The organism is Aeromonas sp. 600527 (assembly GCF_049175415.1).
Taxonomy (GTDB): Bacteria; Pseudomonadota; Gammaproteobacteria; order Enterobacterales; family Aeromonadaceae; genus Aeromonas; species Aeromonas veronii_A.
In genome coordinates, this window is the sequence record NZ_JAAKVA010000014.1 from 101,166 (window position 1) to 122,538 (window position 21,373).

Here is a 21,373-nt window from a genome sequence, read left to right on the forward strand (position 1 = left end):
GGTATGGAACATTATCTGAGTCTGTTGATTCGTTCGATTTTTATCGAAAACCTGGCACTCTCCTTCTTCCTGGGGATGTGTACTTTCCTGGCAGTGTCCAAGAAGGTAAAGACCTCCATGGGTCTGGGTATTGCCGTTATCGTGGTGCAAACCATCGCCGTACCGGTCAACAACCTGATCTACAACTACGTGCTGAAGGCCGGAGCCCTCTCCCCTGACCTGGATCTGAGTTTCCTGAGCTTCATCACCTTTATCGGGGTGATCGCGGCGCTGGTGCAGATCCTGGAGATGGCGCTGGACAAGTACTTCCCGGCTCTCTACAACGCCCTGGGTATCTTCCTGCCGCTCATCACCGTGAACTGCGCCATCTTCGGTGGCGTCTCTTTCATGGTGCAGCGTGACTACACCTTCGTGGAGTCTGTGGTCTACGGTGTAGGCTCAGGTGCAGGCTGGATGCTGGCGATCGTTGCGCTGGCGGGTATCCGCGAGAAGATGAAGTACTCCGATGTTCCGGAAGGCCTGCGTGGTCTGGGCATCACCTTCATCACCGCCGGTCTGATGGCGCTGGGCTTCATGTCCTTCTCTGGTATCTCCCTGTAATCGGCTTTCCTGCAATCAGAAAGGAACGATAGATGGAAATTATTTTGGGTGTGGTCATGTTTACCGTGATCCTGCTGGCACTGGTGGCAGTCATTCTGTTCGCCAAGTCCAAGCTGGTGACCGCGGGCGACGTGACAATCAGCATCAATGGTGACCCGGCCAAGGCTGTGACCAGCCCGGCCGGTGGCAAGCTGCTCGGCGTACTCGCCGGCAACGGTATCTTCGTCTCTTCCGCCTGTGGCGGCGGTGGCTCCTGCGGCCAGTGCAAGGTACGGGTGAAATCCGGTGGCGGCGACATCCTGCCGACCGAACTGGATCACATCAGCAAGGGCGAAGCCCGTCACGGCGAACGTCTTGCCTGTCAGGTCACCGTTCGTGGCGACATGGACATCGAACTGCCGGAAGAGATATTCGGGGTGAAGAAGTGGGAATGTACTGTTATCTCCAACGATAACAAGGCCACCTTCATCAAGGAGCTCAAGCTGCAGATCCCCGATGGCGAGAGCGTGCCGTTCCGCGCCGGTGGTTATATCCAGATCGAAGCGCCGGCTCACCACGTTTACTACAAGAACTTCGATATTCCCGAGGAGTATCGTGGTGACTGGGATCGCTTCAAGATTTTTGATCTGGAGTCCAAGGTCGATGAGCCGATCATCCGTGCCTACTCCATGGCCAACTATCCGGAAGAGTTCGGCATCATCATGCTGAACGTGCGTATCGCCACACCGCCCCCGAGCAACTGGACTGCCCCTCCGGGACAGATGTCCTCCTACATCTTCAGCCTGAAGCCGGGTGACAAGGTGACCATCTCCGGTCCGTTCGGTGAATTCTTCGCCAAGGATACCGATGCAGAAATGGTCTTTATCGGTGGTGGTGCGGGTATGGCGCCTATGCGCTCCCACATCTTCGACCAGCTGCGTCGCCTGAAGTCCAAGCGCAAGATGAGCTTCTGGTACGGTGCCCGTTCCAAGCGCGAGATGTTCTATGTCGAAGACTTCGACATGCTGGCGGCCGAGAACGAGAACTTCACCTGGAACGTCGCCCTGTCCGATCCGCAACCGGAAGACAACTGGGATGGATACACCGGCTTCATCCACAATGTGCTCTACGAGAACTATCTCAAGAACCACGAAGCGCCGGAAGATTGCGAGTTCTACATGTGTGGACCTCCCGTGATGAACGCAGCCGTCATCAACATGCTCAAAGATCTGGGCGTTGAGGACGAGAACATCCTGCTGGATGATTTTGGTGGTTAATCCATGAACAGCGTTGTAAAAACCTGGCTAGCCTTCGGGCTAGCCTTTTTCTTGACAGGGTGCGGTCAGGAAAGCACGGTCCAGTCGAAGCCGGAGATCCATATCACCGGCAGCACCATGGGCACTTACTACTCCATCAAGGTGGCGGACAACGTCATCAGCGATGCGGCCAAGTTTCAGGCCGAGGTCGACGTACTGCTGGAGCGAGTCAACGATCAGATGTCCACCTATCGTCCCGATTCCGAACTGTCGCGCTTCAACCAGCACCACAGTTCGACACCGGTAGTGGTATCGCGGGACACGGCTCGGGTCATAACAGAAGCCATTCATATTGGCCGTGAGAGCCAGGGGGCGCTTGACGTCACCGTCGGCCCCTTGGTCAATCTGTGGGGCTTCGGTCCGGACAAGCGACCGACCAAAATACCATCGGAGGAGCTGATCACCCAGACCCGTCAGAAGACCGGCCTGGGCAACCTGCACGTCATCACTTCGGTCGATGCCGATACCCTGCAAAAGGATATTCCCGACCTCTACGTTGATCTATCCGCCATTGCCAAGGGCTTTGGTGTCGACAAGGTAGCCGAGTATCTGGAGTCTCTGGGTGCGCGCAACTATCTGGTAGAGATCGGCGGCGAGCTGCGGATCAATGGCGTCAACGGCAAGGGACACCCCTGGCGCGTTGCCATCGAGAAGCCAACCGCCAATGCCGGTTCGGTGCAGGAGGTGATCGTTCCGGGTGACAACGGGGTGGCCACCTCGGGTGAATATCGTAACTACTATGAGATGGATGGCCAGCGCTTCTCCCACACCATAGATCCACGCACCGGCAAGCCGATCCAGCACCGCATGGTGTCGGTCACCGTGATCCATCCCTCCTGCATGACCGCAGACGGGCTGGCGACCGTATTCATGGTCATGGGACCGGAGAAGAGCCTGGCCTATGCCAACGAGCGCGGTCTGGCGATCTTCGTGATCACCAAGACGGACAACGGCTTTGAAGAGGCCTACTCCGATGCGTTCAAACAGTATCTGGTCAGGAAATAGGGAGGATAGATGCAGGTTTTTCTGATCACCTTCGGGGTATTCATGCTGGTGATAGCCGCCATGGCTATCGGCTATATCTTCCAGAAAAAATCCATCTCCGGCTCCTGTGGCGGTCTGGGGAGCGTTGGCATCGAGAAAGAGTGCGATTGCCCGGAACCCTGCGACAATCGCAAGAAGAAGATGGCCAAGGAAGAGGCCCGTCGCAAGATGCTGGAAGAGAACCGCATCATCTGATGACCCTGATTTCTCGATAAACAAAAGCGCGCTGGTGGCGCGCTTTTTTATTGGCTTTCATGCAGTGTAGGCCGGTCATAATTTTCGCTCGATATAGAGGATCACCTCCCCCAAATGGATGCCGAACTTGCTGATAGCGGCGCGATTGATCAGGCGATCCTCATCCAGCAGATACATCCAGTCATCGAAGCTCACCCGCACCACCTCGCCATCCGGTAGCGCCAGATCGAGCTGATAACGCCAGTTGAGAGCGAACCCTTCGCTTTTACCCACCGCCTCTCCCACCACATCGGAAGCAGTACCTCGCCAGTGACCGTCAACCCCCTTGCTCAGATACCAGGTACGGGTCTGCTGGCGGCCATCATCAAAGTAGAACTGCTCGAACAGCTCTCCCTTGCCGTCCTTCCAACGACCCACCATCTCGACCCGAAAGCGACTGGTCACTTCGCCGCTGCGGTCGGTCACCAAGCCGTGAGCCACCAATTTACCGTTGAAGAAACGGGCGAGATCCCAGTTTGGCCCCTGCCCCCGATAGTCATCGAGACTGGCACCACAGCCGCTCAGCAGCAAAAAAGGGAGCAACAGCAACAAGCGGTATGCACGATAGAAAAACATTGGAAACTCCATGTTCAGGGTTGGCCACGCAAGCGGCGGGTCAGGGCGGGATCGCGGCTGTTGTCAGCCAGCCAGATGGCGAGAAAAGCGGCCGAGAATTGCGGATCGGCCAGGGTGCCGAGGGATTTTTCCTGCCACCAGAAGTGGCCTGCCCCGCCCTTGTCGACATAGAAGGTGAGCTTGTCGCCTGCCTGCACATCGGGCCAGAGTGCTGCGAGCTGGCCGAGCCAGCGCTGACGTTCGGCGTTGGAGCCAAGACCGAGTCGCTGCCACTCGGCGGCAGTGGCGCTCAGCAGATCTTCCCGCTCGATGGATCTGGCATAGGTGAGGGTCAGGGCCTGCGGATAGTGACCGGGCTGATAGCGCCCGCTCGCACTGTAGAGGGTGGCATCGTAGAGCTTGAACCATAGCCAGTTCATCTCCCCCTGCCCGACCGGGTGCAACTGCTGCCAGGGGGCGGAAGAAGCCTGCACCGCGGTTGCAGCCAAGAGCGTAAACGCCAGCAGCAGCGGGTTACTTCCACCCCATATGCCAGTGGTTGGGGTCTTCCAGTTCATGCCAGTCCATCTCCTGTTCCTGCAGGGTGTTGATATCCTGCATCACCACCTGCACCAGCTGCCCCTGCGCATCCCGCTGGCAGGCAACCACCAGATAGAAGCGATCAGTGAGCTCATGCTGGCTCTCTTTGGTCCATTTGGAAAAAAGCAACGAGTCGGTCGAAAAGGTGTTTGTCATGACTCACCCTCCAGCTTGACCATTACCCACAGGAGTACGGGTAACCACCACATCCAGATCACTGCCAGCAGCGCCGTACTGATCCAGATGCCCCAGGGTAAGTTTACTGCCCCCATGGCAGCCCCAGCCACATAGGAGGAAGCACCGCCAAACACGCCAAACAGCGCCTGCTGCCAGCGAGGCAAGCGCAGCAGCCAGCGCATACCGTGGGCCAGCGTCAGGGCAAAACCGAGCCAGAGCAGCACCAGCCAGAGGGGAAAACCGGACGGGAAACGGAACAGGCCGAGCTGCCAGAGCAGAGCATCCAGCAGACAGCCGGCAACCGCGATGGGAAGCAGCCGCCAGTCACGCTGGCGGCTGGGTGAGAAGAGAAAGTGCAGCAGCAACATTGCCAGCAGCGGGCTCGGCTGCTGCCACTTCACCGCCAGCAACCAGTAGAGGTTGAACCCCAGCAGGTGAGCCCACTGCCACATGGTCAGTGACCGCTTACTGGCACATCACCCGACCAGCCAGCGGGCCCCGGCTTGGCGGCCTCCAGTTGCACCAGACTGATACTCCGCTCCCAGAATCCCCCCTCGCAATAGGCAAAGTAGAAGTGCCACAGCCGGATGAAATCCTGGCTGTAACCGAGCTTGGGCAGCTCGGGCGCCAGCGCCAGAAAGCGATCGCACCAGTGAGCCAGGGTGCGGGCATAGTGATGGCCGTGATCGTGCAATCGCACCAGCTGCATGTCGGTCTCCCGCGCCAGCAACCCTGCCATCTGGGAGACGCTCGGCAGGCAGCCACCGGGGAAGATGTACCGCTGGATAAAATCGACCCCGCGCAGATACTGGGCATGGCGCTGATCGGCGATGGTGATGGCCTGAATGAGCAGACGGCCACCGGGCTTGAGCAGCCGCGACAACTGGCGGAAATAGTCGGGCAGGAAGGCGTGGCCTACCGCCTCGATCATCTCGATGGAGACCAGCTTGTCATAGGTGCCCTCCAGCTTGCGGTAATCCTCCAGCAGCAAGGTGATGCGATCCCCCAGCCCCTCCCGCGCAATCCACTCCTTGGCATAGTCGTGCTGGGCCCGGGAGATGGTCGTGGTAGTGACCCGGCAGCCATAGTGGCGGGCGGCATAGACGGCGAGGCCGCCCCAACCGGTGCCAATCTCCAGCAGATGATCATCAGGCCCCAGCTCCAGCCGCTCGCAGATGGTGCGCAACTTGGCCTGCTGCCCCTCTTCCAGAGTGGCGTCGGCGCTCGGATAGATGGCGCTCGAGTACTGCATATGGCTGTCGAGAAAACCCTGATAGAGGGTATTGCCGAGATCGTAGTGGGCGGCGATGTTAGAGCGCGAACCGGTCAAGGTATTGCGGTTGAGCCAGTGGCGCACCTTGTTGAACGGGAAACTGAGCCAGCCGAGGCGCCGTTCAAGGGCGTCGAGCAGCGTCAGATTGCGGGCAAGCAGCCGCACCAGTGCTACCGGATCCGGGCTGGTCCAGAGCCCCTCCACCCAGGTTTCTCCGGCGGCAATGCTGCCCCCCAGCAGCAGACGGCGATAGAAGGCCGGATCCTGCACTATCAGCTCGGCATGCAGATCGGTGCCCGCAACGCCAAAGCTGTGGCGCTCACCGCCATCCCGCAGCAGCAGCTGGCCATGTTCGAGGCGACCCAGCAGATTGAGCAGCAGTTGTCTTGCCCCCTTGTCGATGAAAGAGGCAGAGAGGGTTGATTGAGCAAGTTCCATTAGCGGCTCTCCGGATGGGTAAAAATCGGGGTTCGTTTGATAAAAAGACGCAGGGCCTGCCAGTAGATCCCGAGCAGCACCTTCATGGTCATCCATGGCCAGCGGGCCAGCAGGGCCACCAGCCCCTTGCGCGACAAGGGTTCACGAGTGAGCGCCAGGGTTGCGTCAAACAGCTTGGCTTCACCGGATACGGGATGACTCTCGATGTGGATCAGTGTCTCCTGCGCGGGCGGCCTGATCCGCCAGTGATAACGCATCGCCAGCCCCATAAAGGGGGAGACGTGGAAATCCTTGTCATGGGGGGCCAGCGCCGCCAAATCCAGCAGGTAGTAGTGGCGCTCGTTCCAGGGGGTGTTGGAGACCTCTGCCAGCAGATAGCGCGCCTCGCCCTGCCGGTAGCAGAAGTAGAAGTTGACCGGGCTGAAGTAGAACCCCAGACAGCGCACATTGCCGAGCAGTAGCACCCGCCCCTCGGGCTCGGCATCGCCACCCAGCTCGCTCACCTTCTGCCACACCGCCTGCTTGAGGCTCCCCTCGCTGCCTTTGAGATAGTCATGGCGGTGAAACGAGAGCAGTCCCGAGCGCTCCACCCCGAACCAGCGCCCCTGATCGAGCTGCGGCAATTCGTCGAGATCCAGTCCCAGCATAAAGAGGCTGTAGGAGAAGGCGTGGGGCCGAGGCGCAAAACGGCGGTGGCGCACCGAGCCCTGCCAGATGGCGCTGGTGACTCCGGCCAGTTCGTTGGCCCCCTCATGTTCGGTGGCCACAGTGGCGCCGTTCATAGCTCGGCTCCGAAGCGCCTGGCGACATCCAGCGCGCTGCGCACCCCATCCTCATGAAAGCCGTTGTACCAGTAGGCGCCGCAGAAGTGGGTGTGCTGCTGGCCGCAGATCTCCACGCGGCGCTGCTGGGCAGCGATGGAGGCCTGATTGAACACCGGATGGTGATAGACGAAGCGGCGCAGCACCTTGCTCTCATCGACCTTGCCCCTGGGGTTGAGACTGACGCAGAAGGGCTCCGGCGAGTTCACCCCCTGCAGGATGTTCATGTTGTAGCTCACCAGCGGCCGTGCCTCGTCGTCGCCATCGAGTTGATAGTTCCAGCTGGCCCATGCCTTGCGACGGGTAGGCAGGCAGCGCGCATCGGTATGGAGCCAGACATCGTTGGCCTGATAGGGCATGTCGCCGAGAATGGCCAGCTCCCGCTCGCCGGGATCCGCCAGCAGTGCCAGCGCCTGATCGCTATGGCAGGCGAAGATCACCTCGTCAAACTGCTCCTCGCCGTAACTGCTCAGGATCACTACGCCATCCGCTTCCCGCCGCACGCTCTGCACCGGACAGGCGAGCCGGATCTGCGACTGCCAGCCTGCCGTAAGGGGGCCGATATATTCCCGCGAGCCGCCCGGGATCACGTACCACTGGGGGCGATTGGCCACATCGAGCAGGCCGTGGTTGGCAAAAAAGCGCAGGAAGAAGCCAAGGGGGAAGGCGCGCATATCAGCCAGGGTCGATGACCAGATCGCCGCCCCCATCGGCAAGATGTAGTGGCGGGCGAAGTAGTCGCTAAACTCCCCCGCCAGCAGAAAGTCCCCCAGGGTCAGCTCGGGGACTGCTTCCTGATGTTGACCATCCGCCAGCCAGGCTCGTGCCTCCCGGTTGAACCGCAAAATCTCGGCGACGAAACCGTAGAAACGGGGGCTCAGCAGATTGCTGCGCTGGGCAAACAGGGTGTCGAGGTTATGGCCGTTATACTCCAGCCCCTCCGGGCTCTTCACCGAGAAGCTCATCTCGGCCGGTTGCCGCGCCATGCCGATCCGTGCCAGCAACTTCAAGAAGTTGGGGTAGGTGCGATCGTTGAAGACGATAAAGCCGGTGTCGATGGCATAGCTGCGGCCAGCCTGATTCACATCGACAGTGGCGGTGTGTCCCCCCAGAGTTGGCGCCGCCTCGAACAGGGTGATGTCATGGAGTTTGTGGAGCAGAAAACCGGCGGTGAGCCCCGAGATCCCTGAACCGACGATGGCGATCTTTTTCTTCATGAATGGCTTCCTTTCGATACGAGTGCGCGGCCGAGGCGCAGCCAGAGCCCCACCGGCAGCGCACCAAGCAGGCGCAGCAACCAGATGAAACGGCGGGGAAAGTGGATCTGGTGACGACCGGCGGTCAGCCCGTCCATGATGGCACGGGAGGCCTCTTCCACCGTCACCAGACAGGGCATGGGAAAATCATTTTTGGCGGTGAGCGGCGTCTGGACAAAGCCGGGGCGGATCAGGGTTACTCCGATCCCTTTGCTGGCCAAATCGAGGCGCAAGGTATCCGCCAGATAGTCGAGGGCTGCCTTGGAAGCGCCATAAGCCTCGGCCCGCGGCAGCGGCAGCCAGCTCACCGACGAGCTGACGATGGCCAGCCGTGATCCCGCCCCTAATAGCGGCAAGAAGGCGGCCAGCGCATGACCGGTGGCGGTCAGATTGGTGTCGATCACCCGGGCAAACAGCTCGCTGTCAAACCCCTCCGCCACATCCATGTACTCGCAGTTGCCTGCGTTGAGGATCAGTAGATCGAGGGATGGCAGCGTAGCAGCCACCCTGCTCATTGCGGCCAGATCACGGGCATCGAACTGCAGCGGCGTGATGCCGTGCAGCCCCAGCTCCTGCAGCCGTTCGCCATCGCGGCCACAGCCCCACACCTGCCAGCCTGCCCGCCGGTAATCCAGCGCCAACTGGCGACCGATGCCGGAGGTTGCCCCGGTAATGAGCACCCGGCCGCTCATGCGCCAAGCCTCCCCTTGATGGCGCGGACCACGGGCCCGAGCAGCGGCAACTGCTCGTAGAGCATGGCGCCCAGATCAAAATAGTCCCGGTGCTGACACACCTTGCCCGCCTCGTCGAACTCGAGGCGGGTGGCCCCCTCCACCGTCACCGGCTCACCACCACGCAATCTGGGGTGAGAGAAGGTCATGGTCCAGCCGAGCCAGGCCTGCAGCCCCTGTTGCTGCTGACTGGTAATGACAAAGCGACAGTAGGCGAGGCGCTGATAGAGGGCGGCAAAATAGTCGCCAAGGGCCGCCAGCCCCTCGATACGGTGGGCCGGATCGGTAAAGACCACCTGTTCGGCATAGACCTCGGGCAAGCGGTGCAACTGCTGTTTGTCCAGTTGCTGATAGAGGCCAATAAAGCGGGCCAGCGGCTCGTTCATCCTATTTCTCCAGAGAGCGAAACATCTCGATGGCTCTCACCCGGGCAACGGCGTGATCCACCATGGGTGCCGGATAATCCTGTCGCCCCTTGAGCCGCAGCCAGTCGTGGGGCTGATGCACATAAGCGGGGGGAATATCGGCAAGTTCAGTTACCCAGGTACGGATAAACTCCCCTTGTGGATCAAATCGTTGCCCCTGAGTGGTGGGGTTGAAGACCCGAAAATAGGGCGCTGCATCGGCGCCGGTACCCGCCGCCCACTGCCAACCGCCATTGTTGGCCGCCAGATCGCCGTCGATCAACCGACTCATGAAGTAATCCTCCCCGAGCCGCCAGTGGATATGGAGATCCTTGGTGAGAAAGCTCGCCACTATCATCCGCAGCCGGTTGTGCATCCAACCGGTAGCATTGAGACAGCGCATCGCAGCATCAACGATAGGGTAGCCGGTGCGCCCCTCGCACCAGGCGGAGAAGGCATCCGGGTCCCAGCTCCACGGCAAGGCCGCCGTCTCTGGTTTGAACGGGCGATTCATGGAGAGGGTCGGGATCAGTACCAGCAGGTGGCGATAGAACTCGCGCCAGATAAGCTCATTGAGCCAGACAAAGCCGGGCTGGGCCTTGGACTGGGGCCGGTAGCCAAGTCGCTGCTGGAGCGCCGCCACGCACTGACGGGGACTGATGATGCCCGCAGCCAGATAGGGGGAGAGCACGGACGTGCCCGCGATGGCTGGAAAATCCCGGGTCTCGCCATAGTCGAGCACCGCCTGCTCCAGAAAATCGTTCAAACGACGCCGGGCTTCCGCCTCCCCCACCGGCCAGCGTGGATCAGTCGTCAGCTCGCCGAGCGTCTCATCAACCCACGCCCGCTCGGCCAGCGGCGGCCACGGCAGCGGCTCGCCACGGGGCGCAGGAGCGCGATGAATGACAAACCCCTCCTCATCGAGTGCCTTGAGCCAGGCGCGGCTGAAAGGTGTGAAGACCTTGAACATCTCCCCCGACCCGGTCAGCACCCGCCCCGGCGGCAATACGCAACAGCCGTTGAGCCAGTGGCAACTCCCCCCCTGCTCTGCCAGCGCGGCGCTGACGACATGGTCGCGACGCTGCTCGTCGATCTCGATAGCCTGATTGGCGTAGAGCTGGGTTACGCCCTGCTCGCGGCAGAGGTCTGCCAACGCTGCGGGCACCTCGGCAAAAGTCTCCACTCGCAGCAGATGGAGCGGGATGCCGAGGGCCGCCAGCTCGCGGCCCAGCACATCGACCTGCGCCAACATAAAGCGCTGACGAATCGGGGCCATTTTGTGCTGCCGCCACTGGGTAGGAGAGATGATAAAGAGCGCGGCCACCGGCTCATCACCGGCGCAGGCATGCCGTAGCGCAGGGTTGTCGGCAAGGCGCAGATCATTGCGCAACCAGACCAGCTTCATGATTTTTTCCTCCCGCGTCCGCTGGCACCAGCCGCAGCAGGTGCGTCCACCATCAGCTCGGCAAGGCTCGCCTGCCAGCCGTGGGCTTTAAGCCACTCATCGTCGTAGAGGCGCCCCAACTCGCCAAACAGACGCGTACCGACGGGCCATCCGGCGGCCAGCTCCTGTTTGCCAAGACCGGCTCCCAGCAGCACCAGCCAGGGGGTAACGGCACGTCCTTCCAGCAGGCTGACATGGCGAGGTTCGACAGCCCCCAGCAGTTGCACCTCATAGCCCTGACCGATCAGCTCGTAGGCGGCCCAGACCAGATCGAGCGGGCCCACCTGTCCCCAGCTCGCCAGCGTGATCGGCACGCCCTTCTCCTGCTCGATCAGGTGGCGGGCGAAGCGGGTATGCAGCCAGCCCAGCCACACCTGTTGCAACAACTCGCCATCGGGCCGCTCGCGCCACAGCCCCAACAGCCGCTCCACCAGCGGTTGCAGTACTCGGCTGCGCACCAGCTCGAACGGGTAACTCGCCAGCAGGTCGTTGAGCTCGGCCTCCGCCTTGCGCTGATTGAAGGCGAGCAGCGCCTGACTGAACTGCTCCAGGGTCTGCTGCCAGTGATCGCTCACCGGCTGGGCGTGGGGTTCGCTCAAGAGCCCCTTCACCTGCCCGATACTCACCCCCCGCTCCAGCCAGCTCAGGATCTCGCCGATTTGGCGGATATCCTGCTCGCTGTAGAGGCGGTGGCCCTTTTCGGTGCGGGCCGGTTGCACCAGACCATAGCGGCGCTGCCAGGCACGCAGGGTCACGGCGTTGACGCCGGTGAGACGGGAGACCTCGCGAATGGGGTAGATCCCCTCATCAGCCAGAGGAGCAACTTCTTGCGACAAATCAGACATGACAACGTCCATCAAACAGAGGTGTAAAGCGCCCCGATGCAAACCATGCGCCGGGGCAACAGAACGGATTCAGAGCCCGTAACGCAATTTGAGCGTATCGGGGTGCGGATTGAGATAAACCTGCTCGGCGAGATAGGGATTGGGGTACTCGCGCAGGTAGTGGCGGATCAAGGTGAGCGGCACCAGCAAGGGGAAGATGCCGGTGCGGTACTTGTCGATGGTATCGGCCAGCTCCTGCTTCTGGGCCGGGGTCAGCACCCGCTTGAAGTAGCCCTGTAGGTGCATCAGCACATTGGTGTGGCTGCGACGGTTGGCCCGCAGGGTCAGCGCGGTCATCAATCCCTTGATGTAGTTGTCGGCCACCTCCTGCAAATTGGTGGACTTGCCCAGATTGCCGAGCAGCTTGCCGAGCTCCCTGTAGTGGGTGGTGGCGTGGGAGAGCACCAGATACTTGTAGCGGGAGTGGAAGCGGATCAGCGCAGAGGCGGTGATACCACGCGCACAGAGCTGCTGCCAGTCGTGGTAAGCGAAGACCCGCAGCACGAAATTCTCCCGCAGGATGGGATCACAGAGCCGGCCATCCTCTTCCACCGGCAACAGGGGGTTGGCCTCCATCAACGCCTTGGCAAAGAGGCCGATCCCCTCCTTGGCGCACCCCTCATTGTTGGCGCCATAGACCTTGACCCGCTCCATACCGCAGCTGGGTGATTTGGCACAGAGGATATAGCCGGAGATGAAGTCGAGCTGGCGTGCCTTCTGCTCGCTGAACGCAATCAGCTTTTCAGTGACATCGAAGCTACCATTGCTCGCCTCGGCACGGATCTCGCCGTTGCGCTTGACCAGCCGGATGGCGGCGCGAGGCGCCCCCAGACCGATAGCCATCTCGGGACAGACGGGGTGATAGTCAAAGTGAGCGCCAAGATCCCGTTCGCAGAAGCTGGAGCGCTTGTGGCCCCCGTCGAAACGCACCTCTTGTCCCAGCAGGCAAGCACTGATACCGACTTTAATCTTGTACATGATGGCACTCCTTGTATAAACCTTGATTCAGTTATAGCAGTTATACAAAAAAATGGAAGTTGTATAACTATCGCCGACTGATACGACACAAGGAGAAAAAAGAGATCACTGGAAAACGAAAAAACCCATGGCGAACGCCATGGGTAAAAATCAAGACACTACGGACTACTGGAAGGGGGATTAGAAACTGTATTTCACACCCAGGCTGGAGATGGAGCCTTTCTGCAGATCCCAGCTGCGATAGGTGTAGTCGGCAGTCAGCGCCCAGTTCTGGTTGAGCTTGTAAGCACCGCCTACCTTGAAGTCATGCATATCGTCGGTCATGTTGGCGTAACGGTAAGCGGTGGAAAGCTCGACATTGCCGATGTCGTAGCGCAGACCCACTTCACCATACATGCTGCCGCTGCTCTTGCGCGCCACTTCGTCCCACCCATTGTTATTCTTGAGCATTTCACGCTCGAGCTTGTAGCCCATCAAACCGGTCTCACCATAGAGATTGAGGCCAGTGCTGAGCGGGGTAAAGACACCGACACCCAGGCTGGAGATGGACATGCTGTCGTTGCCGTCGTTGCGGGAGGTGAATTCGGTTCCGGCACGACCGTAGAAGTTGGAACCAAAGCTCTTGGAGAGATCCAGGCTCAGACCGCCAAAATCACGGGTACCTTTGCTGGCAGCATCACGGGGAAATGCAGCGCTGTCTTGGCTCAGGTAATCAGACTTGGTGTGGGCCCAGGTCAAACTGCCCTTTGCGTAGCTGAAGGCATCCTGTGCCAGAGCGGAAGTAGAGGCGAAACCGGCCAGAACCAGAAGAGATACAGTTGCTTTTTTCATGATGATAACTCCATGTGATTGGGCCCGTTGCTAGCGAGCTGGTATGGAGTCATTGTGCGGTCAGCATCCCGGCTTGCCGAGTGGCAAGCTGTTGCAAAACCATGTCAGATGTAAGCAGATATTTCCCGAGATGTCAGGGGTAACAAATTGCCGGCCCAAGCGGTTTGCATGGGCCGGACAACACCAAATCAGCGGAAGACCACCTCATCAATTTCGACCCTGACCAAGGGCTGCCCGGTCAATCCGGCAGGACGGGGGATCTCGAGGGCCAGCGATGGACGGGCTTGCCCCTTGCGCAGGTAGGTCTCCGGCAAGCGATTCTCGGCGACCCAGAAACGGGCCTCCTGACGCACCAACTGCACACCGTCAGCACTGAACAGAGTCACCATGCCGCGCACCCCGACCACATTGCGGCTGCCGGCATTGCTCACCATAAAGGTCAGCGCCAACGGATCCGATCCCTCGAGCTTGTCCAGCTTGACCACCACACCGTCGCGTGCCGCTTGTGACAGCAATTCGGGGTTGGCCTTGGCCTGCTCGGTCAGTACCGAGGCGGCAACCGCCACCACGGCCCCCGCTTTCCCATCAGCAGCTATACCCTGCACGGGTTCGGCCGGTTTGACCACCAGATACTCCCAGGTAAAGTCATCGTTGAGCTGAACCTGCCGACCATCAGGCAGGGTCACCTGGGTAACAGGAGCTGCCTGCGCCAACACGGGCGAGAGACAGAGAGCAACCAGCAAACGGGAGAAAGCTTTCATGGCATGAACACTCGGTAACGGGTGAAAGGGCGACAGTATAAACAGTCGCCCCCCTCCTTGCCTATGACAGCACTCACGTTCTGGCTCCGGCGTCGCTTGCCCACGGGCTAGATGGCGAGATCGTGCCGCTCTTTGTGCGCCATATCCAGAGTCACCAGATCGAACTCGGTCCTCTTGAGGGCAGAGAGAATATCCGATTGCATATCAAAGGCCTGAGCACGCTGATGCTCGGGCAGACGCACCCGGGCCAGGGTGGTAGAGCAGTCGCACAGGGTATGGAAAAAGACCTGCGCCTCATCCAGCCCCATGTCGGCCAGCATCTGTTCGGCCTGATCCACCATTCGTAGATAACGTTGCTTCAACTGCCGTGGATTGGTGAAGCGATTGCTGAGACAACCGTTGCTCCCTTTGCCCCAACGACCGAGCTGACGCTTGTTGAAGCCATAGCGAAAATCACGGCTCATCACCCCGTTATCGGCAAAAAACCAGATGGTGTTGGCAGGCAGTGAGCCGAACTGGGCAAGATAGTCATCACGCTCCTCCACCGCGGCCGGGACCAGCAACGGCAGATGAGCCCATTCCGGACGAGCCTGCACATACTCACCAATGCGGCGAACCGGATCGATCAACCCCTCCATATTCGGCAGGCGATCGCAAAAGATGATCTCGTCACTCTTGATGATCCAGTGGTCGATACCGTAACGCTGGCAATAACGCCGGGCCCGAGCCACCTCACTGCGGCTGCGGGTCGGATTATCGAGGGTGATGGCGCGGATCTTGACGCCGCTGGCACGACACAGATCGATGCTGTAACAGGACTCCAACCGCCCCGAAAAAGAGACTATCAGCTCGTCAAAATTTGCCAGTTGCTCAATCAGCTGCAGCTCCCTGGCTTGAAAAGAGTGATCATATCCCTGATTCAAGACAACAACATTGGCATCCATTAAACAGCTCCGGATGATAAACAGGTGGCTTATTGTGCGGGAAACAAGCTGAATAGGCCCTTACAGAGTCAGGTTAAAATTAAAACTTGATGATTATTTCCCGTGATTTATCCGTAAAATCAACATCTTGAGCGTCATACACTCGCAATCTGGCCTGATGTACCCGATGGGCTCGCAAAAAACCCTGCGCCTGATCCAGTGAGGTGAAGGTCAGGTGCTCCCCCTCGCTGTCGGTCAGACAGAGATACTCCCCTTCAGCCTCGATACAGAGCTGATAACCGCTGCCATCCTTGCAGGCGATAATCAGGGTTGCCTCGGGATAGTGACTGAGCCAATTGCGAAACCGGCCATGCTCCATAGTGCTCCCACAGGGGCATCACCCCTTGTCAGTGACAGGCAAACAGCCCAACTCACCCAGTTGCTGACGGCAACTCGCCACGTCGGTAAAGACGATCCCCCTGATGCCGAGGGCCTCGGCGGCCGCAATATTGGCGGGACTGTCATCAATGAAGATGCACTCTGCCGGCTTGAGATCGAACGACACCAGCAGATAGCGATAGATATCCGGCTCCGGCTTCATCATCCGCACCCGCGCCGAGACCACCTTGCCACTGAAAAAGCGCCAGAAAGCCTGGTGCTGCTCCAGCCAGTCGATGCTGGCATGCCCCATGTTGGAGAGGGCATAGAGCGAATGGCCCGCTCCGTGCAGCTCGGCTATCAGGGTTAGCATAGCGGGATCTGGCTGCAGGGAGGCGGGAACTGCCTGTAAAATGGCCAGATTCTCCGCCACCGAGAGGCCGGTGCGCGCTTGTGCTTCCCGGGCCATGGTGTGGAGTGACATGGTGCATCTGTCTACCTCTAGCCAGTCCGGGTGGTTAAAGAGCTGCTCGGCCAACTGTTCGGCTCCTTGCGGGCCACGCACCGAACGCACTATGCCTACCGGATCCCAGCTCACCACCACCCGTCCCAGATCGAAAATAATCGCCATCGTCTTTACCTCCCCCACTGGGTTGCAATCATCAAAACAGAGTCAATAGAACATCGCTTATACGCCATTTTCTTAACCGGATACCCTGCCCCCATCCCAGCCTGCGGGCAAGTTTTACTTGCATCGCAGCGGCAAATCCCTTAATGGTTATGACGTTACTTCAAGGACACACCTATGCACGCACCATTCTTCTTTGCTTTCTCGTTTATCAGGCCCGCTTAAGGGAAGGCCTGTCGTCGTGTGAACAGAAAGCAAAGACGAATCGAGCCTCCCCTAGCGGAGGCTTTTTTTTGCATTAATATCAATCGATTACTTGGATAGGGAACAATCATGGCAACGCTCGACGAGATCAGACAAGACATCACCCGGTTGGATCAGGAGCTGCTTGCCCTGCTGGCAAAACGCAAGACCCTCAGCATCGAGGTCGCCCGTGCCAAGCAAGCCAACCCGCGCCCCATCCGTGATCACCAGCGGGAGCAGGAGCTGCTGGTCGCCCTGATCCAGAAAGGGCGCGTGCTGGGGCTGGATGCCCAGTACATCACCCGTATCTATCACACCATCATCGAAGACTCTGTGCTCTCCCAGCAGGCCTATCTGCAGAGCCTGCTCAACCCGGAGCAGCAAGAGCCGATGACCAGCGTCGCCTATCTGGGGCCACGCGGTTCCTACTCCAGCCTCGCCGCCCGCAAATATCTGGCGCGCTACAAGGATCAGGTGATCGAGGTGAACTGCCAGAACTTCCGCGAAGTGCTGGATGCGGTGGAGTCAGGCCGCGCCGCCTTCGGTGTGCTACCCATCGAGAACACCAGCTCGGGCTCCATCAACGAAGTCTATGACGTGATGCAGCATACCAGCCTCTCCATCGTTGGTGAGCTCACCTACCCCATCGAGCACTGCATTCTCACCGCCGTGCCGACCGAGTTAAGCCGCATCAAGACCTTCTATGCCCACCCGCAGGTGTTTCAGCAGTGCTCCCACTATCTGAGCAAGCTGGAAGGAGCCCGTCACGAGATCTGCGACTCCTCCTCCAGCGCCATGATGAAGGTCAAAGAGCTGGCGAGCCCAGAGGCGGCAGCCATCGGCAGCGCCGCTGGTGGCGAGCTCTATGGCCTGGACGTGCTGGCCGAGCAGCTGGCCAACCAGAAAGAGAACTACAGTCGATTTATCGTGGTGGCGCGCAAGCCCATCGACGTGGCACCGCAGATCCCGGCCAAGACCACCCTCATCATGTCCACCTCCCAGAAACCGGGCTCGCTGGTGGAAGCGCTGCTGGTACTGCGCAACCACGAGATAAACATGACCAAATTGGAGTCCCGTCCGGTGCAGGGCAACCCGTGGGAAGAGATGTTCTACCTGGATGTCTCCGCCAACCTGCAGACCCCGGCGATGCAGGCAGCACTGGTGGAGCTGACCAAAATCACTCGCTATATCAAGGTGCTTGGCTGCTACCCGAGCGAGGATGTGAAACCCACCGCAGTGCCGCCGGTGCTGATGGGGAGCTAACCAGTCCACAACAACAAAAGGCGAGCACCCTGCTCGCCTTTTTTTGATGTCTGTTTTCAGGTCAGGCAATAACTCAGAACTGACCAGCCATCAGCTGATTGATGTTGTAGAGGGCGCGGGTATCGAGCTCCATCTCGGTGGCATAGGTGTTGCCGCGTGGATAAGAGGCCACCACCCGGGCACCGCGCACCACGCCTGCTACCGACACATCGAGCGAGTTGGAGGTCTGGGTCAAGTCACGATAGCTGCTCTGGCCGCGGACCTGCTGACCATTGAGCTGCTCGGCCAGCTCGCGATAAGCATCCATCTTTGAAGCGCGAATGGCTTGCAACATTTTCTCAGACTGGGAAGGGCCGGGCTGGATGTCGATCACCGCATACCCCACCGCCTTGAGCACCGGAAAATCATCGGGCTTGCCACCCTGGGTGTAATCCACGACCCGGTTACCACTGCAACCGGTGAGCAAGAGTGCCAACAGGCAACCAAACAGGATCTTCATGACTCGCTCCTCACGGGGTCAGATTGACCAGATGACCGCCCGGCCGCGCCTGGCTGTCACGCATCAGATAACCGCGATTGATCGATGCCCGACCAAACGAATTGTTGGCACCGAACAGATATTTTTGCGGGATCAAGCTCTGAGCCGTGGTCTCCACCATTTTGGTACGCATGTCGATGATGCGTGCGTTGACCAGGATCCCCTTGCTGTTGCGGCTGAAGGTGCCGACCAGAATGCGGGAGATGGGCAGGCGGGAAGAGAGCTCCTTGTAGTTGCGGCTCAAAACAAAGTCACCCTGTGGCGTCACCTTGATGCTACCGGTCAGCTTGAAGTCCACCACCACCTCGCCGCGGCGGTTGAGCTCGTAGATAAAGCTCTCCTCAATCTGCTGCCCCATCCAGTTGGTATCCTGCAGGGTATCGAGATCGACGAATGAGGCTACCGCGATGGGCTCGGTCAGGGTGGTCAGCGATTTGCGCTCCATCAGCTGATCGGTCATACGCGCCACCAGCCAGTTGAGCTCCATCCCCTGCGCCGCCTGGCGGGGGTCACCCAGATCCCGATTGATAGGGTCGGAGCCGCACCCGGTCAATGCCAGGGCGAGCGCCAACGCCGTGATGAGTTTGTTCATGGATACCTTTCCTGTATCTGCACCTGACTTATTATCGGACGCGCCGGACAAACCTTGAGCCGGGAATGAGGCATGATTCTTGCTGAAAGCTTCGCTGTTGAGCCAATCTCTGGCGGATGGTCAGAAAAACGTCATCGAACAACTGGTGTGATCCATGTCGGCCCGCCATGTCCTCTTCAAGAGAAGGGGCTACGAGTCGCCTAATCAAGGTATCTGTTATGAAATTACCGCTGCTGTTGACCCTGCTGCTGGCCAGCCTGAGCGCCCGCGCCGAGCTTATCGAAGCGCAGGGCAGCGCCGCCATTCTGGGGGGCGATGAGGTCTATGCCCGCGAGCAGGCGACCCGCGACGCCCTGCGTCAGGCGCTGCTGGCTAGCGGCGCGGCCGTTTCCAGCGTCCAGCGTCTGGAAAATGGCAGCCTGCGATCCGAGCAGATCCAGATCCGCTCCGGCGGCGACATTCGCCAGTACCGGCTCAAGCGGGAAGAGGTGCGCAACGGTCGCATGTATATCACGCTAGTGGCCGACATTCAGGCCGAGCGCCAGATCTGCCAGACCCAGCACTTCGCCAAGGATTTGACATTGGTCAGGCTACGCCTGCGCTACCCCGATCAGGCCAGCTATGGCGCCATGGACGACATGCCGGAAAATCTCTCGCGCCGGCTGTTCGAAACCCTCGCCAACGCACCGCAAGGGGTCGCGGTGCGCCAGTGGCTGGATGAAAACCTGCGCATTGATCCGCTCCACCTGCAACAGGGAGATCGCAGCGCCCTCGAAGAGATCAAGGCGCTTAGCCTGCGCACCGACAGCCAGTATCTGGTACTCGGCAGCATCGATGATCTCTCCATCGAGCCACAGGGCAACCAGCTGACCAGCTGGTATGAGGATCCCGTGCGCAACTTTCGCATGCAGCTCTACCTGTTCGACGGCATCAACGGCAGCCTGATCAACCGCAAGGTCTACGAAGGGCGCGCCACCTGGACCTTTGGCAAGCGGGATCAGGTGGGCAGCAGCAGCGGCCAGTTCTGGCAATCGAGCTACGGCCAAGAGGTCAACTACCAGTTGCAGCAAGCCGCTCAGGATCTGGTGGCCCAGCTTACCTGCGCCCCGGTCACCGCCCGGGTGGTCGGCCAGAACGAACGCGGCCCCTACATCAATCTGGGACGGCGCAACGGCGTCAAGCTCGGCGACCAGTTTCGCATCCAGCACAATGCCGACTTCATCGACCCTTACGGCAAGTCGCGCATGATGCGCAACCCGGCCGACGGTCTGTTCGAGGTGGTGCAGGTATTCGACGATGGCGCCATCATCAGCAGCCAGAACAAATATTCACCGTTCAACATCCAGAATGGGGATTTGGCAGTATTGGAATAACGGAGCAAGGGAGTTACCAGCGAATGGCATCTCCCGAGCTTCTCATTGGTATGGCTGACTAGCGGGTTGGTATCGGTCAGGTTCCCAGCACCTGACGCAGCCGCTCCTGCGCAACGCCTACCAGCAGGTCAGGCTGGAACTTGGAGATAAAGCGGTCACAGCCCACCTTCTTGACCATGGCTTCGTTGAAGTTGCCGCTCAGGGAGGTATTGAGGGTGATAAAGAGATCGGACATGCGCGGATCACTGCGCACCTCGTGGGTCAGCCGGTAGCCGTCCATCTCGGGCATCTCGGCATCGGTGATCATCAACAGGATCTCGTTGGTCACCTTCTTGCCTGCATCGCACCATCCCTTGAGCAGGGTCAGCGCCTGCAAGCCATCCTGGCACTCGATCACTTCCAGCCCCAGCTGACCAAGGGTCTCACGCACCTGGGTACGGGCTGTACTGGAGTCATCGACAATCAGCACCTTGCGACCATGCATTTCCGGCAGGATCTCCCGATCCAGCACCTCTTCGGAGATGCGGATGTCATAGGTGATGATCTCCGCCAGCACCTTCTCCACGTCGATGATCTCGACGATCTGATCGACCCCGTCTTCCGGGATGCGGGTGATGGCGGTGAGGTAGTTGGCACGCCCCGCAGAGCGCGGCGGTGGCAGGATATCCTTCCAGGTCATGTTGACGATATTGGCCACCTGCCCCACCAGAAAGCCCTGAATGGTACGGTTGTATTCGGTGATGATGAGGTTGGACTCGCTGTCGATGGGCATGGGGCGCATGCCGATAGCGCTGCGCAAGTTGATCACCGGAATAGAAGTACCACGGATATTGGCCACCCCGCTGATGTTGTGATGGGAGCCGGGCATCTTGCTGAGATGAGGTAATTTGACCACTTCCCGCACCTTGAAGACGTTGATGGCGAACATCTGGCGGGTGCCGAGACGAAACATCAACAACTCAAGGCGGTTTTCCCCTACCAGTTGAGTTCGTTGATCAACGGAATCCAATATACTCGCCATACGCTGATATCCATCTGATTATTAATCGACTCTAGTATAGAGGCAGCCAGCCAGGAAAGGCAGGCGCATTTTCAACCAGAGCAACCAC

The 21,373-nt window shown here is 59.6% G+C and carries 26 protein-coding genes and 1 other annotated feature; of the genes, 6 read left to right on the top strand and 20 right to left on the bottom strand.

Features of this window, described 5'->3' with window-relative positions:
- Positions 1–3: 3 nt before the first annotated feature.
- Genes nqrE through nqrM form a run of 4 tightly spaced genes read left to right on the top strand, consistent with a single transcriptional unit; the run spans position 4 to position 3,134 of the window.
- The gene (gene nqrE / locus G5154_RS16315; RefSeq protein ID WP_005343672.1) at positions 4–600 is read left to right on the top strand and encodes an NADH:ubiquinone reductase (Na(+)-transporting) subunit E; all 597 of its coding nucleotides are present in this window, start codon (positions 4–6) and stop codon (positions 598–600) included.
- 32 nt (positions 601–632) lie between these two features.
- Positions 633–1,856, top strand: coding sequence for an NADH:ubiquinone reductase (Na(+)-transporting) subunit F (nqrF, locus tag G5154_RS16320; RefSeq protein WP_005343670.1), 1,224 nt, complete (start codon positions 633–635; stop codon positions 1,854–1,856).
- A 3-nt stretch (positions 1,857–1,859) separates the two neighbouring features.
- Positions 1,860–2,900: an FAD:protein FMN transferase gene (locus G5154_RS16325; protein WP_421244721.1), complete on the top strand. Its 1,041-nt coding sequence runs from the start codon at positions 1,860–1,862 to the stop codon at positions 2,898–2,900.
- Between the two features lie 9 nt (positions 2,901–2,909).
- Entirely contained in the window at positions 2,910–3,134 is a 225-nt protein-coding gene (nqrM, locus tag G5154_RS16330; protein WP_216951909.1) for a (Na+)-NQR maturation NqrM, read from the top strand.
- 75 nt (positions 3,135–3,209) lie between these two features.
- Here the strand turns inward: nqrM and G5154_RS16335 are convergent, their stop codons facing one another.
- The 17 genes from G5154_RS16335 to G5154_RS16415 form a co-directional block, all read right to left on the bottom strand.
- Entirely contained in the window at positions 3,210–3,749 is a 540-nt protein-coding gene (locus G5154_RS16335; RefSeq protein ID WP_421251321.1) for a DUF3833 domain-containing protein, read from the bottom strand.
- Between the two features lie 14 nt (positions 3,750–3,763).
- Positions 3,764–4,306, bottom strand: a complete 543-nt coding sequence (locus G5154_RS16340; RefSeq protein ID WP_421251322.1) for a chalcone isomerase family protein — start codon at positions 4,304–4,306, stop codon at positions 3,764–3,766.
- Entirely contained in the window at positions 4,263–4,484 is a 222-nt protein-coding gene (locus G5154_RS16345) for a TIGR02450 family Trp-rich protein (RefSeq protein ID WP_421222335.1), read from the bottom strand. The genes G5154_RS16340 and G5154_RS16345 overlap by 44 nt, the downstream gene beginning before the upstream one ends.
- On the bottom strand, positions 4,481–4,957 hold the full coding sequence (locus G5154_RS16350; protein WP_421222337.1) for a DUF2878 domain-containing protein: 477 nt from the start codon (positions 4,955–4,957) through the stop codon (positions 4,481–4,483). Before G5154_RS16350 ends, G5154_RS16345 begins: the two co-directional genes overlap by 4 nt.
- Before the next feature lie 2 nt (positions 4,958–4,959).
- Entirely contained in the window at positions 4,960–6,216 is a 1,257-nt protein-coding gene (locus G5154_RS16355) for a class I SAM-dependent methyltransferase (RefSeq protein ID WP_421222339.1), read from the bottom strand.
- A complete protein-coding gene (locus G5154_RS16360) occupies positions 6,216–6,998 on the bottom strand; it encodes a DUF1365 domain-containing protein (protein ID WP_236319377.1) in 783 nt (260 codons plus the stop codon). Before G5154_RS16360 ends, G5154_RS16355 begins: the two co-directional genes overlap by 1 nt.
- The gene (locus tag G5154_RS16365; protein WP_236319375.1) at positions 6,995–8,254 is read right to left on the bottom strand and encodes an NAD(P)/FAD-dependent oxidoreductase; all 1,260 of its coding nucleotides are present in this window, start codon (positions 8,252–8,254) and stop codon (positions 6,995–6,997) included. The genes G5154_RS16360 and G5154_RS16365 overlap by 4 nt, the downstream gene beginning before the upstream one ends.
- A complete protein-coding gene (locus G5154_RS16370) occupies positions 8,251–8,985 on the bottom strand; it encodes an SDR family NAD(P)-dependent oxidoreductase (RefSeq protein ID WP_421251323.1) in 735 nt (244 codons plus the stop codon). The genes G5154_RS16365 and G5154_RS16370 overlap by 4 nt, the downstream gene beginning before the upstream one ends.
- Positions 8,982–9,410 (bottom strand): nuclear transport factor 2 family protein, encoded by a 429-nt coding sequence (locus tag G5154_RS16375; RefSeq protein WP_421251324.1) that lies wholly within the window; start codon positions 9,408–9,410, stop codon positions 8,982–8,984. The genes G5154_RS16370 and G5154_RS16375 overlap by 4 nt, the downstream gene beginning before the upstream one ends.
- Before the next feature lies 1 nt (position 9,411).
- Positions 9,412–10,833, bottom strand: a complete 1,422-nt coding sequence (phrB, locus tag G5154_RS16380) for a deoxyribodipyrimidine photo-lyase (RefSeq protein WP_421251325.1) — start codon at positions 10,831–10,833, stop codon at positions 9,412–9,414.
- On the bottom strand, positions 10,830–11,717 hold the full coding sequence (locus tag G5154_RS16385; protein WP_421251326.1) for a MerR family transcriptional regulator: 888 nt from the start codon (positions 11,715–11,717) through the stop codon (positions 10,830–10,832). The genes phrB and G5154_RS16385 overlap by 4 nt, the downstream gene beginning before the upstream one ends.
- 69 nt (positions 11,718–11,786) lie before the next feature.
- Positions 11,787–12,734 (bottom strand): YbgA family protein, encoded by a 948-nt coding sequence (locus G5154_RS16390; protein WP_421251327.1) that lies wholly within the window; start codon positions 12,732–12,734, stop codon positions 11,787–11,789.
- A 180-nt stretch (positions 12,735–12,914) separates the two neighbouring features.
- Complete coding sequence (locus G5154_RS16395) at positions 12,915–13,565, bottom strand: outer membrane beta-barrel protein (RefSeq protein ID WP_421251328.1); 651 nt, start codon at positions 13,563–13,565, stop codon at positions 12,915–12,917.
- A 188-nt stretch (positions 13,566–13,753) separates the two neighbouring features.
- Positions 13,754–14,326: a DUF3157 family protein gene (locus G5154_RS16400; RefSeq protein ID WP_421251329.1), complete on the bottom strand. Its 573-nt coding sequence runs from the start codon at positions 14,324–14,326 to the stop codon at positions 13,754–13,756.
- A 107-nt stretch (positions 14,327–14,433) separates the two neighbouring features.
- Positions 14,434–15,270, bottom strand: coding sequence for a hypothetical protein (locus G5154_RS16405; RefSeq protein WP_319919339.1), 837 nt, complete (start codon positions 15,268–15,270; stop codon positions 14,434–14,436).
- Positions 15,271–15,349: 79 nt separating this feature from the next.
- Positions 15,350–15,628: a DUF6482 family protein gene (locus G5154_RS16410; RefSeq protein WP_421212695.1), complete on the bottom strand. Its 279-nt coding sequence runs from the start codon at positions 15,626–15,628 to the stop codon at positions 15,350–15,352.
- Positions 15,629–15,646: 18 nt separating this feature from the next.
- Positions 15,647–16,258, bottom strand: a complete 612-nt coding sequence (locus tag G5154_RS16415) for an HAD family hydrolase (RefSeq protein WP_421251330.1) — start codon at positions 16,256–16,258, stop codon at positions 15,647–15,649.
- Between the two features lie 170 nt (positions 16,259–16,428).
- Positions 16,429–16,550, top strand: a sequence feature (Phe leader region).
- Between the two features lie 38 nt (positions 16,551–16,588).
- Between G5154_RS16415 and pheA the strand changes: the two genes are divergently transcribed.
- Positions 16,589–17,761: a prephenate dehydratase gene (gene pheA / locus G5154_RS16420; RefSeq protein WP_021230338.1), complete on the top strand. Its 1,173-nt coding sequence runs from the start codon at positions 16,589–16,591 to the stop codon at positions 17,759–17,761.
- A 73-nt stretch (positions 17,762–17,834) separates the two neighbouring features.
- Here pheA and G5154_RS16425 read toward each other — a convergent pair whose 3' ends face one another.
- Entirely contained in the window at positions 17,835–18,260 is a 426-nt protein-coding gene (locus tag G5154_RS16425; RefSeq protein ID WP_005338717.1) for an LPP20 family lipoprotein, read from the bottom strand.
- 10 nt (positions 18,261–18,270) lie between these two features.
- Positions 18,271–18,891, bottom strand: coding sequence for a FlgO family outer membrane protein (locus G5154_RS16430; RefSeq protein WP_337073767.1), 621 nt, complete (start codon positions 18,889–18,891; stop codon positions 18,271–18,273).
- A 218-nt stretch (positions 18,892–19,109) separates the two neighbouring features.
- Between G5154_RS16430 and G5154_RS16435 the strand changes: the two genes are divergently transcribed.
- Complete coding sequence (locus G5154_RS16435) at positions 19,110–20,264, top strand: flagellar assembly protein FlgT (RefSeq protein WP_005343626.1); 1,155 nt, start codon at positions 19,110–19,112, stop codon at positions 20,262–20,264.
- Between the two features lie 76 nt (positions 20,265–20,340).
- Here G5154_RS16435 and G5154_RS16440 read toward each other — a convergent pair whose 3' ends face one another.
- Positions 20,341–21,285: a chemotaxis protein CheV gene (locus G5154_RS16440; protein ID WP_216979357.1), complete on the bottom strand. Its 945-nt coding sequence runs from the start codon at positions 21,283–21,285 to the stop codon at positions 20,341–20,343.
- Positions 21,286–21,373: the final 88 nt, after the last annotated feature.

Coding starts and splice junctions, on each gene's coding strand:
- nqrE (WP_005343672.1), top strand. CDS start 4: ATGGAACATTATCTGAGTCTGTTGATTCGTTCGATTTTTATCGAAAAC.
- nqrF (WP_005343670.1), top strand. CDS start 633: ATGGAAATTATTTTGGGTGTGGTCATGTTTACCGTGATCCTGCTGGCA.
- G5154_RS16325 (WP_421244721.1), top strand. CDS start 1,860: ATGAACAGCGTTGTAAAAACCTGGCTAGCCTTCGGGCTAGCCTTTTTC.
- nqrM (WP_216951909.1), top strand. CDS start 2,910: ATGCAGGTTTTTCTGATCACCTTCGGGGTATTCATGCTGGTGATAGCC.
- G5154_RS16335 (WP_421251321.1), bottom strand. CDS start 3,749: ATGTTTTTCTATCGTGCATACCGCTTGTTGCTGTTGCTCCCTTTTTTG.
- G5154_RS16340 (WP_421251322.1), bottom strand. CDS start 4,306: ATGAACTGGAAGACCCCAACCACTGGCATATGGGGTGGAAGTAACCCG.
- G5154_RS16345 (WP_421222335.1), bottom strand. CDS start 4,484: ATGACAAACACCTTTTCGACCGACTCGTTGCTTTTTTCCAAATGGACC.
- G5154_RS16350 (WP_421222337.1), bottom strand. CDS start 4,957: ATGTGGCAGTGGGCTCACCTGCTGGGGTTCAACCTCTACTGGTTGCTG.
- G5154_RS16355 (WP_421222339.1), bottom strand. CDS start 6,216: ATGGAACTTGCTCAATCAACCCTCTCTGCCTCTTTCATCGACAAGGGG.
- G5154_RS16360 (WP_236319377.1), bottom strand. CDS start 6,998: ATGAACGGCGCCACTGTGGCCACCGAACATGAGGGGGCCAACGAACTG.
- G5154_RS16365 (WP_236319375.1), bottom strand. CDS start 8,254: ATGAAGAAAAAGATCGCCATCGTCGGTTCAGGGATCTCGGGGCTCACC.
- G5154_RS16370 (WP_421251323.1), bottom strand. CDS start 8,985: ATGAGCGGCCGGGTGCTCATTACCGGGGCAACCTCCGGCATCGGTCGC.
- G5154_RS16375 (WP_421251324.1), bottom strand. CDS start 9,410: ATGAACGAGCCGCTGGCCCGCTTTATTGGCCTCTATCAGCAACTGGAC.
- phrB (WP_421251325.1), bottom strand. CDS start 10,833: ATGAAGCTGGTCTGGTTGCGCAATGATCTGCGCCTTGCCGACAACCCT.
- G5154_RS16385 (WP_421251326.1), bottom strand. CDS start 11,717: ATGTCTGATTTGTCGCAAGAAGTTGCTCCTCTGGCTGATGAGGGGATC.
- G5154_RS16390 (WP_421251327.1), bottom strand. CDS start 12,734: ATGTACAAGATTAAAGTCGGTATCAGTGCTTGCCTGCTGGGACAAGAG.
- G5154_RS16395 (WP_421251328.1), bottom strand. CDS start 13,565: ATGAAAAAAGCAACTGTATCTCTTCTGGTTCTGGCCGGTTTCGCCTCT.
- G5154_RS16400 (WP_421251329.1), bottom strand. CDS start 14,326: ATGAAAGCTTTCTCCCGTTTGCTGGTTGCTCTCTGTCTCTCGCCCGTG.
- G5154_RS16405 (WP_319919339.1), bottom strand. CDS start 15,270: ATGGATGCCAATGTTGTTGTCTTGAATCAGGGATATGATCACTCTTTT.
- G5154_RS16410 (WP_421212695.1), bottom strand. CDS start 15,628: ATGGAGCATGGCCGGTTTCGCAATTGGCTCAGTCACTATCCCGAGGCA.
- G5154_RS16415 (WP_421251330.1), bottom strand. CDS start 16,258: ATGGCGATTATTTTCGATCTGGGACGGGTGGTGGTGAGCTGGGATCCG.
- pheA (WP_021230338.1), top strand. CDS start 16,589: ATGGCAACGCTCGACGAGATCAGACAAGACATCACCCGGTTGGATCAG.
- G5154_RS16425 (WP_005338717.1), bottom strand. CDS start 18,260: ATGAAGATCCTGTTTGGTTGCCTGTTGGCACTCTTGCTCACCGGTTGC.
- G5154_RS16430 (WP_337073767.1), bottom strand. CDS start 18,891: ATGAACAAACTCATCACGGCGTTGGCGCTCGCCCTGGCATTGACCGGG.
- G5154_RS16435 (WP_005343626.1), top strand. CDS start 19,110: ATGAAATTACCGCTGCTGTTGACCCTGCTGCTGGCCAGCCTGAGCGCC.
- G5154_RS16440 (WP_216979357.1), bottom strand. CDS start 21,285: ATGGCGAGTATATTGGATTCCGTTGATCAACGAACTCAACTGGTAGGG.